Here is a 12,777-nt window from a genome sequence, read left to right on the forward strand (position 1 = left end):
AACTATCGCCGTTGCCACTCCGCCTCGAACCACTTGCCGCCTGCGCTGTTCGAGCAACAGGCGGCTTAATCCTCCTACGGGATGGTTTAAAAAAACTGAACCACTACACCGCAGGCTGCGATCTTTTCAATCAGGCGACGCTGTTTTTACGACCCAAAACAGTGGTCCAACGCTCCGAAAGAATCACCCCACCCAGCGTCAGCACGCCCCCCACCAGGTGATACATCGCCAGCTGCTCATGTAATACCACCGCCGCAATCAGCGCAGTGATCAACGGCAGCAGATTGAAAAACAGCGTGGTCCGGCTCGGGCCGAGACGCACAATCGCCTGCATCCACGCCAGTGGCGCCACCATCGACGCGAGCAGGCAGGCGTACAGCACCAGCGGGATGTTCTGCAGGGTCGGGCCGACCTTCGGCGAGGCGATGAACAACGGAAACAACACAATCACCGCCACCAGTACCTGCAAGTACAGCAACACCAGCGGTGGCAGGCGCAGCTGCCATTTTTTCAGCAACGTGCTGTAGATCGCATAGGCCAGGGTGGCGATCAACATCATCGCATCGCCCAGGTTCACGCCGTGTTCCAGCAATGCCGCCAGGCTACCGGACGACACCACCACCAGCACGCCGGCAAATGACAGTACCGCGCCGGTCAATGCGCCTGCGGTCAGGCGCTGGCCGAGGCTGGCAATCGCCATGGCGAGGGACATCAAGGGCATCAGCGACAAAATGATGCCCATGTTGGTGGCCGAGGTCAGGGTCGCGGCGAAGTAGGCCAGGCTCTGATAAACCGCCATGCCGAGCACGCCAAGGATAAAAATCTTGCCCAGATTGGGACGGATCAACGACCAATGGGCGATCACCGGTTTGAGCATGAACGGCGTGAACAGCAAGCCCGCCAGCAGCCAGCGATAGAAACCGATCTCGGCAGGAAAGATCGCCCCAACGGCGAGCTTGTTGATCACGGTGTTGCCGGCCCAGATAAAAATGGCGAGCAGGGGATAAGCGTATTGCATCAGGAACAACCAGAACGTTAATGAGGGACAATTATCGTCTGTCTGGATGAAAGCTTATACTTCGATCCAGACAACGGGCCCTTGATGACGGACAGCATGACCAGTAAACACATCGACTTGCTGGATTTCAGCGAATTGCCGTCTCCGGTCTACTTCCGGTATGCCGACTTCGACACGCACGAATATGCCGCGCCCCATCGTCATCCGTGGGGCACGCTCGAGTATTCGGCCAATGGCGTGCTGCACATGGAAATCGGCAGTAGCCGGTTCATGTCACCCCCGCAGTATGCGGTGTGGGTGCCGCCGCACATCGAACACAGCTTCTACAGCAATCAACCGGTCAACTACCGTGCGGTCTGCCTTGCGCCTTCGTTGTGCCTCGACCTGCCCACGCAGGCTTGCACGCTGGCGATCAGTGAAATACTCAAGGCGATCCTCAAGGATTTCGCCGCGAGGGACGTGAAGATTCCCGAAAACGCGGCGGACCAGCGCCTGGCCCAGGTGCTGGTCGATCAGCTGCAACAAGCGCCTGTCCATGAGTGCTATTTACCCTACGCCAGCAGTGCCGGGCTGCTCGCGATTCTTGAAGCGTTGCAGGCCGAGCCTGGGGATAACCGCCCGCTGTCAGCCTGGGCTGCGCAAATCCATGTCAGCGAGCGCACGTTGGCGCGGCAGTTCGTGCGTGAGTTGGGCATGAGTTTCGGGGAGTGGCGTCAGCGCTTGCGCTTCCTCTCGGCGATCGAAGCACTGGACAGCCATCGCAGCATCCAGGACGTCGCATTCGACATGGGTTACAGCACTGGTTCTGCGTTTATCGCGATGTTTCAACGGCAGGCGGGGTGCACGCCGGAGCAGTATCGGCGTAGCCATCTTGAAAGCAGGAAGGCGTAACAGGCGTTGTCTACACTCCTGAACAAGGCCGCGTCCCTCGGTGCGGCGACCAGGAGAAAACTCCATGAAGATGTTGCGTGTCCCTTTGCTGATGATCGGTTTGCTGCTCTGCTCTCAAGGCTTCGCGGCCACGGCCCAACAGAACAAGATGACCACCTGTAACGCCGACGCGACGGCTAAAAGCCTCAAGGGCGATGAGCGCAAGATGTTCATGAGCACCTGCCTGAAGGCGGCGCCGGCGGCAAACGATGACGCTAAAGCATTGACCCCGCAGCAAGAGAAAATGAAAACCTGCAACGCCGACGCCGCGACTAAAGCGTTGAAGGGCGACGAGCGCAAAGCGTTCATGAGTGATTGCCTGAAGAAATAAAGATAGGGCATGAAGATGTGGGGGCATTGAGGGCCTCATCGCGGGCAAGCCCGCTCCCACATTTGTCAGGTGTGCACATAACCACTGTGGGAGCGGGCTTGCCCGCGATGAGGCCCGCAAGCACCCTGAAAATCTTTCGAGTCTCCGACCAAGGTCGCCCTACACATTCCCTAGTGCTGCCCTCGGAACGCTGGCAGACTGCCCATCCTTTTACGCCGTTCGTTTTGAGGCTGTATGCCAACGTTTTCTCAACGCCATGTCTTGCTGCTTATCAGTTGGGTCATCATTTTTGGTGGTTTGCTGTTGGTGATTCCTCTGCGGTTGCTGCCGAGCCTGCTGGCCGGATTGCTGGTGTTCGAACTGGTCAACATGCTCACCCCGCAGCTGCAACGTCTGATCGAAGGCCGGCGAGCGCGCTGGCTGGCGGTGGCCTTGCTGGGCACCTTGGTGGTGAGCGCGCTGGCGCTGATTTTTGCCGGGGCGATCAGCTTTCTGTTGCACGAAGCGGAAAACCCCGGCGCCTCCCTCGACAAATTCATGCACGTGGTCGACCGGGCGCGTGGGCAATTACCGCCATTCATCGACGCCTATCTGCCGGCCAGTGCCGCGGAGTTTCGGGTGGCCATTGGCGAGTGGATGAGCAAGCACCTCAGCGACCTTCAGCTCGTCGGCAAAGACGCGGCGCACATGTTCGTGACGTTGCTGATCGGCATGGTGCTGGGCGCGATCATCGCGTTGCAGCGTGTGCCGGACGTGACCAAGCGCAAACCACTGGCCGCTGCACTGTTCGATCGTCTGCATCTGCTGGTCCAGGCCTTTCGCAACATCGTGTTTGCCCAGATCAAGATTTCCCTGCTCAACACGTTCTTTACCGGGATTTTCCTGGCGGTGATCTTGCCGATGTTCGGCATCAAGTTACCGCTGACCAAGACCCTGATCGTGCTGACCTTCCTGCTTGGTTTGTTGCCGGTGATCGGTAACCTGATGTCGAACACGCTGATCACCATCGTCGGCTTGTCGCTGTCGATCTGGGTCGCCGTGGCGGCGCTGGGTTATCTGATCTTTATCCACAAGCTTGAGTACTTTCTCAACGCGCGCATCGTCGGCGGCCAGATCAGTGCGAAGTCGTGGGAGTTGCTGTTGGCAATGCTGGTGTTCGAGGCCGCGTTCGGCCTGCCGGGGGTGGTGGCGGGGCCGATTTACTACGCGTATCTGAAGAGCGAGTTGAAGCAGGTGGGGATGGTTTGATCGGGCAGATGTGTTGACTGATCTGACGCCATCGCTAGCAGGCTAGCTCCCACACTGGTTTTGTGAACACCGCAGATCCAATGTGGGAGCTAGCCTGCTAGCGATGGGGGCACCCTGGTTTCAGATCAGTCCATCGTGCCGTAGCGCTTGCTGGCCTCAATGGCCAAACCGCTACCGATGCTGCCAAAGATGTTCCCTTCTACATGCCGTGCGTTCGGCAACATGTCCGAAACGCTGTTACGCAATGCCGGAATTCCGCTCGAACCACCGGTAAAGAACACCGTGTCCACCTGATCAACCCGCACATTGGCGTCGTTCAGCATCTTGGTCACGCTGTTGCGCACACGCTCCAGCAGCGCCTCGATGGCGGACTCGAACAGCGCCCGACTCAACTCCACGCTCAACCCCGGCTCGATACGGTCCAGCGGAACATGGCGGCTGTCGGCGCGGGTGAGCTGGATCTTGGTTTCTTCCACTTCCATGGCCAGCCAGTGACCGGCGCGCTGGTCGATCAGCTTGAACAGACGGTCGATGCCACCGGTGTCCTCGATGTCGTAACGCATGCTGCCCAGGGCCAGGGTCGACTTCTGCGAGTACACCGAGTTGATGGTGTGCCAGGTCGCCAGGTTCATGTGGTGGCTGGTGGGCATGTACGCACCACTCTTCATGCGGCTGCCGTAGCCGAACAGCGGCATCAGGCCTTGCAGGCTCAGCTGCTTGTCGAAGTCGGTACCGCCGATGTGCACGCCGCCGGTGGCAAGGATGTCATCGTGACGGTTGTCATTGGCCCGGCGATCCGGCGACAGGCGCACCAGCGAGAAGTCGGACGTACCACCGCCGATGTCGACGATCAGCACCAGCTCTTCCTTTTCGATGGTCGACTCGTAATCGAACGCCGCGGCAATCGGCTCGTACTGGAACGACACATCTTTGAAGCCAATGGCGCGGGCCACGTCCACCAGGGTGTTTTCCGCTTCCTGGTCGGCCATTTCATCGTCATCGACGAAGAACACCGGGCGACCCAGTACCACCTCTTCGAACTCGCGACCGGCGGCAGCCTCGGCGCGCTTCTTCAGCTGGCCGATGAACAGCCCGAGCAGGTCCTTGAAGGGCATCGCGGTGCCGAGGACGCTGGTGTCGTGCTTGATCAGCTTGGAGCCCAGCAGGCTCTTGAGCGAGCGCATCAGGCGGCCTTCGTAGCCTTCCAGGTACTCGTGCAGCGCCAGGCGGCCGTAGACCGGGCGGCGCTCTTCCATATTGAAGAACACCACCGACGGCAGGGTGATCTTGTCATCCTCCAGCGCGATCAGCGTTTCCATGCCGGGGCGAATCCAGCCGACGGTGGAGTTGGACGTGCCAAAGTCGATACCACAGGCACGAGCTGGAGATGCGTTTTTCATGTCTTTCAGGTTCCGGTTAAAAAACGGCCGCGCAGTGTATGTCAGTGCGGCACAGATTCGAAGGCCGACTATCCGCTAAATCTCGGCTAATAGCGCCTTGAAAGACTATCCTTCGCCCCAACCTTGTCTGCATTGGGCCTGGCAGCGCATGCTGCAGGTGGCTGAGCGATTTTGATAACGGATGGTGATCCTTAGATGGACTTCAAAGACTATTACAAGATTCTCGGTGTGGAGCCGACGGCGGACGATAAGGCGATCAAAGCTGCCTATCGCAAGCTCGCGCGCAAATACCACCCGGACGTCAGCAAGGAAAAGGATGCCGAGGAAAAGTTCAAGGACGCCTCGGAAGCCTATGAAGCGCTGAAAAGTGCCGACAAGCGCGCCGAATACGACGATTTGCGCAAATACGGCCAGCACGGCCAACCGTTCCAGGGCCCGCCAGGTTGGCAGGGGCGTGGTGCGGGCGGTTTCGGTGGTGGTCAGGACACGGGCGATTTTTCGGACTTCTTCAGTTCGATCTTCGGCAACCGTGGTCCTGGTTTTGGGGGTGGACAGTCGGGCCGCAGCGCCGGACGTCGAGGGCAAGACGTGGAAATGGAATTACCGGTTTTTCTGGAAGAAACCCTCTCGAACGAATCGAAGAAGGTCAGCTTCCAGGTCCCGCAGTACAACGCTGCCGGGCAACATGTCAGCAACACCAGCAAAAGCCTGAACGTGAAAATTCCGGCGGGCGTGACCGACGGCGAGCGCATCCGCCTCAAGGGTCAAGGGGCCCCGGGTGTGGGTGGCGGCGCCAATGGCGACCTGTACCTGATCATTCGTTTTGCACCGCACCCGAAATACGATGTTGAAGGCGAAAACCTGATCATCACCTTGCCATTGGCCCCATGGGAGCTGGCGCTGGGGACGGAAGTCGCGGTGCCGACCCTGACCGGCAAGATCAACCTCAAGGTCCCTGCCGGCAGTCAGAACGGTCAACGTATGCGCGCCAAGGGCCACGGTTTGATGAACAAGGCCGGCGAGCGCGGTTACCTGTTTGTGCAGCTCAAGGCGGTGATGCCGAAAACAGCCAGTGACGAGGTCAAGGCGCTGTGGCAGGAACTGGCCGAGAAAGCTGCGTTCAACCCTAGAGAGAACTTCTGAATCCAGAATCGGAGTAGCCCGTCATGAGCACACCCCTGATCGTTCACCTGGACCTGGCCGAATTCTGCGAGGCGACTGATTTATCGGACGTTTACGTGATCGAAATCGTCGAACACGGCATCCTCGAACCTCAGGGCAAGCAGCCCAAGGACTGGCGTTTCAACGATTACGAGCTGGCATTGGCCAAGCGTGCCGCCAAACTGCGGCGCGACCTGGAACTGGAGTGGGAAGGCGTCGCCCTGGCGCTGGACCTGCTTGAAGAGGTCCAGCAGCTAAGGGCGGAGAACCGGATGTTGAAGCAGCGGTTGGGGCGGTTGGTAGTGGAGTAGATTCATTGGAACGCGCGGTCCGGACTTACTTTCTTCTCACTGTGGTACTGGCTTCTACGGGTGAATTAAGACGGAGTCTTAGACCAATTGTTTGACCCTCTGGGTGCACAGTTGGAGGGTTTGGCATACCGCCCAGAGTTTCTGCTGCCGGGCGGTTCAAACTTATTCGCAGCTGACCGTTTTGGCCCATTACCAAGGTATGCCCACTTGTAGGATCGTTGTTGCTCGAGCGGACAGTAGGGAGGGACACAGGTGCGTGTTCTCGAGGACGATGATGACGCTCGATCCATTGTTGAAAAGGCATCATCCCTTCCTGGGGAGGGCTTGAGGACAGTGACTGCCCATTTTGCTGTCCTGTCACTGATTGTCGGTAGGCTACGTCGATGTCTCGACGACTTACTGGACCAGGTTGAGCGTCTGCTGTTGCCCGTGGCAATCTGACCATTACGTGGGTAGGAGTGTTCGGCTGCGGCAATACGACCATTACGTGGGTAGGTGTGGTCGCCGGGACAGGTGTTGCATTTGTGCCTATGAGCGTGCTCGTGGAAGACGAAGGAGACTGGATTGAAGCGGTTCTTAGATTGGTGTCAGGCACGGTGAGTGATTTGCGAAACCTGGAAAAAATCCCTTTAGGCATATGCCCCGTCGGATCCGAAAAATTCACCGGATCCCCTACGCAATACATATACGCATTCAACCCACCTCCCCCAAACGGGCTCCAACTGTCGGGGCTATGAAAGCGCATCAATGTCGGGTTGTAAGCGCGATAGCCATTCCCCAGCAGATACCACCCAACCTGCCTTTCTCGTAGCGCGCCATTGAATCCGAGCCCTGTCGCCACACCCTCCTGAGCGGACTGCTGACCGTAAGCCGAGTAAGCAACAGGATTGAGCTTGCCCCCGTCGATTTCCGCGAGGATGGAGTTTTTATTGTCTGTCGCCAGCAGAAGGGTGCGTGACGTTCGAGAGGATTTGGGGGCATCTGCATGAGAGCGAGTCATAACGGGCTTCCTTGTCGAGGTCGTGGGGCTTTAAAAATACTCGGTTCGTCAGCCATCGGGTACTAGCAGATCTGATAGGTACAAACGTTCCTGTCTGAGGCTGTATTTATGTATTTTAACTATGTTGTTTCTCGACTGTTTTGCGTTTGATTAGATAATTAACGGACAGTTATTTGATCTTTTGTTTTTTGAGTGTGTGAATAATCTAGTGGGTTCAAAAAACTGATTTAAGGTTGTTGAACCATGTCTGATTCGCAAGGAAGCCACCTGCTTGAACTTACCTCTACGGCCGTTAGTGGTATTCATTATGATCGAGTAGTAAATACTATTCCCGACGCGGTGCGTAACGCCTCATTGGCACAGTTGAAATCGCTCGTTAATACCGAAACAAAGATGCCGGGATGGTACCTGAGCTCAAGCAGCGCCGATCGCCATCACCTCAAACAATTACTCAATGATCATTGGCGTCTGCAGAGCGCGGTAGATCAGCTTTTCGAGGGGTTGCAGCACGATATCGATACCTTTGCCGAACCATTGCTCAAGGTCGCGTTGAAAGCACATTTCGATATTGACGAAGACCCGAAAAGCCTGACTTTGCAACTGACGGTGCCGAGCAAGATTATTTTCGGAATCGACACCGGAGCCAGTGTTATCAGGAGCTCGTCGTTGCTCGCGGCAGCGTTGCACAACTTCGAGGAGGCGGAAACCCAGGAAGGAACCTTTCGCGCAGGCTCCGGTGTGTTCCGCAAAGATGCTCAAGACACCCCCGTGCGGGACACACGTATAACGGTGCAAAAATTTGCTTCGTTATGTCGCACACTGGACATCGGTGCGCAATACCAGACCCACCTTAAAGAGCAACTACTGCCAGAGGACCTCAATGCCAGGCGCACACTGGCGCAGCGCTCGATCGCCAGTGAGAAAGCAGCATTCAGGTATTCAGCGTTGGTATCGCGCCTGAAACGGGACATCAGTACGGACGCCTATGACAGCCTTCAACATATTGTCGAGGGCAAGCGAAGTGTCAAGTTGTATGGCCGCCCACTGCTCAATCATCGTTTGTCGCTGATGGGTTTCAAACTGACGGGAATTACACTGTTCAGTGCCTTGAGCGAACCCTCGGAAATAAAGAAAGCGATCGAGGAGCTCACACCGCAAAGTTTATCTTTCTGGCTTGACTGGTCCCGCCGGATACCGGTGTTGTCGGGAAACCTGTATGAACGATACAAGTTACTGCAGAACTTCTTTGCCAACGGACCACAAGGCGTCCTCGATGAAACTCTGCGCAACGAAGATATTTACAATCAGAGTCGCTTGAACGGTCCGGTGATCGCTTATATCCCCGACGATCCAGAGCATCCGCTGAAGGAATACGCTTCGTTGACGGATTTCATGGCAACGTTGATCGGCCGCTTGTGCACCCCGGAGTATCAGGAGTTTTTCAGCCGGTTCGTGGAGCAGAAGGACAAAGGGCGATTTTTTACTCGCGTTAACGAACGTCTCAAGACCTTTACCTTGCAACAACCTGAACCATTGGACATGGGGCCATGGTGGCGGGAAACCGCAATAGAGAACCCTAATGCAGAGCCGATCACCAACCTGATAACAGGTGATCTGTGGGGCACACTTTTCCAGCAGCGACGGGACAAGGCAATCGCGGATGCCCGAAAAATTGCAGTGCCGACCGGCGATGAAGACGCGGCAGCCCGTTGGAAACGTCTGACCAGCATTCTGGAGATCGGATGGAATGTGTTCAATTTCGGCGCGTTGCTGGTCCCGGGACTCGGTGAAGCGGTGCTGGGAGTGATGGTGGCGCAGATGCTCGCGGACCTGGCTGAAGGCATTGAGGACTGGAGTAACGGCGATAAGGAGGAGGCATCGGGATACATCAATGGCGCCCTCATCAACTTTGCACAGCTGGCGCTGATGGGGGCGGGGCACTTACTGCCGACAAACGTCATTGCGATCAAACCGTCTTCTTTCGTCGATCAACTCAAACCGGTGCAAATCAACGGCGCAGAAAAGCTCTGGAATCCCGATTTGACCGCCTACGAACGCCCATCGGTATTGCCTGAGTCAGCCCATGCAAACGGGTTGGGTATCTACCAACATGAAGGTCAGCATTTTCTGCCGCTTGATGACAAGCATTTCGCGCTCGCCCAGGACGCTGAAACCGGGCAGCACCGTTTGCAGCATCCAACTCGACCGCAAGCCTATCAACCTGTGGTTGAGCATAACGGTGCAGGAGCCTGGAAGACCGAAGTCGACCAACCGTTGACCTGGAGCAAGGAGCGTTTGTTACGGCGACTGGGCACTTCAGTGAACGACTGGTCAACTGAAAAACTTGAACAAATCTGCACTGTGGCGGGTATTTCGGAAGGCGAGCTGCGTCGGCTGCATGTCGAACTCGACCCGCCGCCAATCATGCTCAGCGATTCGATCAAACGTTTCAGGCTGTATGCCGAAGCGGGCGAAACAGGTCGGCAAATAATTGCCAATCAGGTTTCCGAGCGTTTGGCGGACAATGTCACGCGCCTCATGACCGACTTGCCCCGCTGGCCGGAAGGCAGGGCCGTAGAAATTTTTGAGAGCCCTGATTTGAACGGCCCTTCAACGATCATCGGCAACATTGATGCAACCAGTGCCCGACGGATCAAGTTGAGCCGAGCCGAACTCCGTGCAGGAAAATTGCCACAGCGCACTGTGGAAACCCTTGATGAGCGGGAAGTCCATGAACTGCTTGGGCAATCAATTTCCAGTAAAAGGGAGCTGCGCGTTCAGGCTCTGAAGGAACAGTTGGCGAGCGAGGCGACCAAAAAACACAAGCAGCTGTTTGAAGCCCTGTACAAACAACACGAGGAAGCCGGCGCGGCCCAGGTCCATCTGATAACCGATGCCTATCCGCAATTGCCGAATGCTGTGGCCGAACGCCTGTTGCAGGATGCCACTGCAGCCGACCTCAAGCACCTGTCAGAGAAGCAGACCCTTCCCTTGCGCTTGCGCGAACAGGCACGCCAGGCTCAGCAACGGGTGCGCGTCAGTCGAGCCTATGAGGGGCTTTACCTTGAGGCGCTGGAGAACAACGATACGCGACGGTTGGAGCTGGCGTCGTTGGCTACATTGCCGGGTTGGTCGAACGATGTGCGTATCGAAATCCGCGAGTTTTCGTTTAACGGCAAGCTTTACGCCAGCATAGGCCCTGAAGAGGCCCCCATTCGCAAAGTGTTGATTCTTGAAGATGAGGGGGGCTATCAGGCGCGTGACGAGAGCAATCAGCATTTGCACGGGAATGATAATTTCTTTGCTTCGTTGTTGCGCGCATTGCCAGACAAAGAGCGACGGGCGCTGGGGTATGACATTTTCGAGGGGGAGCGACTCAAGCTTGACCTGCAACGCTCACCGCTTGATCGCGAGCAATTCGAATCGGTTTTAAGCGAGCACCCGGAGCGTAAACCGGCTTATGACCCTGAAACAATGCGTCTTCGTGGCGGCATGCCGGGGTATCGCGGGATCGCCGATGACCCGTTGTTGCGGCGTCGGGTCAGTACTCTTTATCCGGAGTATTCCGACGAACAGATTGCAGCCGTACTGGGACCCGTGTCCGGTGCAGCGCAAGCGCGAGTCATCGCCTTGGAGAACGAATTCAACGAGCTCAACGGCACGCTACAACGCTGGATGAACTCTCCGACCGTGTCCTTTCGCTTCAGTCCCGCCGGAGTGGCGGAATGGGAATCGCGAAACAGGCTCTACCGGGCGATCAGGCAATGTTGGCAAAGGACAGGGCCGGCGGGGGTCGATGCCCCTGGCATCGTTCGCGCGCAGCACCTTAATCTGGACGGTATGGCGATGAGCCGGCATCTTTCGAGCTTTCCCAGACTGAACGCCAATTTTGACCACGTTACGAGCCTGAGTATGCGCGAAGCCAGCATGCTCAGTAGCCAAGGAGAGTTTCTCGAGCATTTTCCCGGGCTTCGCACGCTGGATCTGGGCAGCAATACGTTAAACCGGTTGCCGCCGATAATCGGTGACCTGCGACATCTGACCAGTTTGTGCATGGATAACAATCAAATCGTATTGACCCGTCAGGCGGTGGCGCGACTGCGAGGCTTGACCCGGTTAGAGCTTCTTTCATTGCCTGGAAATCCATTAGGACTGGTGCCTGACATCAGCCAGATGCCAAGACTGGCGGTTCTCAATCTTGAGAGCACCGGCATCAAAGAATGGCCCATCGGACTGTTCGGCAAATCCCGATCGCGTCATATTCATCTGAATCTGAAATTCAACCGATTGACAGAGATCCCCGATATTGCACCGGGTTCGTTCCGCGCGGAGCTGCTCGCCCGCACCTTCGTCAGTCGTGAACCCGAGTGGATGCCGGCTGATGTCCTGGAAAAGCTCAAACGGTATACCGAATCTGTGGGCATGGACCCGGAGCGCCCTTACCCACCCCGAGGTTTGCTGGACAGCCTTAAATGGGCGCAGGGCATGCCTGATGCGGTGTTCAGGGAAAGGTTGATTCTTTGGGACGAGCTTGAGGATGAGTCAGGGTCCGAACAATTTTTCGATGTCATACGCCGGCTGACAGAATCGGCTGATTTCAGCTCTCCTGAAACGACCTATCGCAGCGCACTGACGGCCAAGGTCTGGCGACTGCTGGAGGCCATGTACGAGGATGCTGAATTGCGTGAGACGGCGTTCTCCGAATCGATTGTCGTGACTGAGTGTTCTGATGGGGCAAGTCAATTGTTCAACGCCCTGGGCGTCAAGGTGCTGGTCAAGGAGGCTTACGCTCTACAGAGCCCCGCCCTTGTCGAGGCCGAACTGGTGGAACTGGCCAGAGGCAAGTCCCGACTGGATGAGATCGGCGCGATTGCACGTCGGCGCATTGCCGATCGCTTGGCGAACGGAGAGACATTCAGGCGAGCAGGTCCCGACGGCACTGTTATCGGGACGATCGATGAAGTGGAAGTTCAGCTGGCCTACATGACTGATTTGGCCGAAAGCCTGGATCTGCCGTGGCAATCGCGTGGCATGCTGTTCAGGACAATGGCTGGCGTTGAGCCGGAAATGATCACCGCTGCTCGTCTCCATGTGTTGGGCCTGGAGCAGGGGGAGCTGCTTGCGGAGAGCATACTTGAGCAGCCTTTCTGGAGGTCGTACCTGGAAACAACGTATCGCAGTGATTTCGACGCGTTGAAACTGGCCATGCAGGATGCGGATGAAATGGACCAATTTATCGCAATCAAGAACCTGGAAAAGTCCTTGACCGAGCAAGCCATCGAGCGTGCAAAGCTGCGAAGGACGGAGATACCGTTTACGGTCCAGTCTGCCAGTTGATTGATGTTTGACGGGCCCCGAATGCGATGCTGCATTCGGGG

9 protein-coding genes are annotated in these 12,777 nt (G+C 56.8%); 6 read left to right on the forward strand and 3 right to left on the reverse strand.

Translation table 11 applies throughout. The features are described from left to right. Positions 1-130: 130 nt before the first annotated feature. Positions 131-1,018 carry a DMT family transporter gene (locus GBC55_RS20575; RefSeq protein WP_162439168.1) on the reverse strand — a complete coding sequence of 296 codons (888 nt, stop codon included), beginning with the start codon at positions 1,016-1,018 and terminating at the stop codon, positions 131-133. A 96-nt stretch (positions 1,019-1,114) separates the two neighbouring features. Between GBC55_RS20575 and GBC55_RS20580 the strand changes: the two genes are divergently transcribed. The 3 genes from GBC55_RS20580 (at position 1,115) to GBC55_RS20590 (ending at position 3,527) form a co-directional block, all read left to right on the forward strand. Beyond that, a complete protein-coding gene (locus tag GBC55_RS20580) occupies positions 1,115-1,909 on the forward strand; it encodes a helix-turn-helix transcriptional regulator (protein WP_178114318.1) in 795 nt (264 codons plus the stop codon). Between the two features lie 64 nt (positions 1,910-1,973). Continuing rightward, positions 1,974-2,279, forward strand: a complete 306-nt coding sequence (locus GBC55_RS20585) for a PsiF family protein (protein WP_162439166.1) — start codon at positions 1,974-1,976, stop codon at positions 2,277-2,279. Positions 2,280-2,513: 234 nt separating this feature from the next. Beyond that, positions 2,514-3,527, forward strand: a complete 1,014-nt coding sequence (locus tag GBC55_RS20590; RefSeq protein WP_162439165.1) for a hypothetical protein — start codon at positions 2,514-2,516, stop codon at positions 3,525-3,527. 125 nt (positions 3,528-3,652) lie between these two features. Here GBC55_RS20590 and GBC55_RS20595 read toward each other — a convergent pair whose 3' ends face one another. Then, positions 3,653-4,927, reverse strand: a complete 1,275-nt coding sequence (locus GBC55_RS20595; RefSeq protein WP_162439164.1) for an Hsp70 family protein — start codon at positions 4,925-4,927, stop codon at positions 3,653-3,655. Between the two features lie 195 nt (positions 4,928-5,122). Here GBC55_RS20595 and GBC55_RS20600 point away from each other — a divergent pair, with 195 nt between their 5' ends. Together GBC55_RS20600 and GBC55_RS20605 are read left to right on the forward strand one after the other, a co-directional pair. Next, on the forward strand, positions 5,123-6,070 hold the full coding sequence (locus GBC55_RS20600; RefSeq protein WP_162439163.1) for a DnaJ C-terminal domain-containing protein: 948 nt from the start codon (positions 5,123-5,125) through the stop codon (positions 6,068-6,070). Positions 6,071-6,093: 23 nt separating this feature from the next. Then, positions 6,094-6,399 (forward strand): chaperone modulator CbpM, encoded by a 306-nt coding sequence (locus GBC55_RS20605; RefSeq protein ID WP_140669669.1) that lies wholly within the window; start codon positions 6,094-6,096, stop codon positions 6,397-6,399. Positions 6,400-6,424: 25 nt separating this feature from the next. Here GBC55_RS20605 and GBC55_RS20610 read toward each other — a convergent pair whose 3' ends face one another. Continuing rightward, positions 6,425-7,399, reverse strand: a complete 975-nt coding sequence (locus tag GBC55_RS20610; RefSeq protein ID WP_162439162.1) for an RHS repeat-associated core domain-containing protein — start codon at positions 7,397-7,399, stop codon at positions 6,425-6,427. A 243-nt stretch (positions 7,400-7,642) separates the two neighbouring features. Here GBC55_RS20610 and GBC55_RS20615 point away from each other — a divergent pair, with 243 nt between their 5' ends. Then, positions 7,643-12,736, forward strand: a complete 5,094-nt coding sequence (locus GBC55_RS20615; protein WP_162439161.1) for an NEL-type E3 ubiquitin ligase domain-containing protein — start codon at positions 7,643-7,645, stop codon at positions 12,734-12,736. Positions 12,737-12,777: the final 41 nt, after the last annotated feature.

The organism is Pseudomonas sp. TNT3, assembly GCF_010095445.2.
GTDB lineage: Bacteria > Pseudomonadota > Gammaproteobacteria > Pseudomonadales > Pseudomonadaceae > Aquipseudomonas.

Excerpts from the sequence above, each read along its gene's own strand:
- GBC55_RS20610 (WP_162439162.1), bottom strand. The coding sequence starts at position 7,399 with ATGACTCGCTCTCATGCAGATGCCCCCAAATCCTCTCGAACGTCACGC.
- GBC55_RS20605 (WP_140669669.1), top strand. The coding sequence starts at position 6,094 with ATGAGCACACCCCTGATCGTTCACCTGGACCTGGCCGAATTCTGCGAG.
- GBC55_RS20615 (WP_162439161.1), top strand. The coding sequence starts at position 7,643 with ATGTCTGATTCGCAAGGAAGCCACCTGCTTGAACTTACCTCTACGGCC.
- GBC55_RS20580 (WP_178114318.1), top strand. The coding sequence starts at position 1,115 with ATGACCAGTAAACACATCGACTTGCTGGATTTCAGCGAATTGCCGTCT.
- GBC55_RS20600 (WP_162439163.1), top strand. The coding sequence starts at position 5,123 with ATGGACTTCAAAGACTATTACAAGATTCTCGGTGTGGAGCCGACGGCG.
- GBC55_RS20590 (WP_162439165.1), top strand. The coding sequence starts at position 2,514 with ATGCCAACGTTTTCTCAACGCCATGTCTTGCTGCTTATCAGTTGGGTC.
- GBC55_RS20595 (WP_162439164.1), bottom strand. The coding sequence starts at position 4,927 with ATGAAAAACGCATCTCCAGCTCGTGCCTGTGGTATCGACTTTGGCACG.
- GBC55_RS20585 (WP_162439166.1), top strand. The coding sequence starts at position 1,974 with ATGAAGATGTTGCGTGTCCCTTTGCTGATGATCGGTTTGCTGCTCTGC.
- GBC55_RS20575 (WP_162439168.1), bottom strand. The coding sequence starts at position 1,018 with ATGCAATACGCTTATCCCCTGCTCGCCATTTTTATCTGGGCCGGCAAC.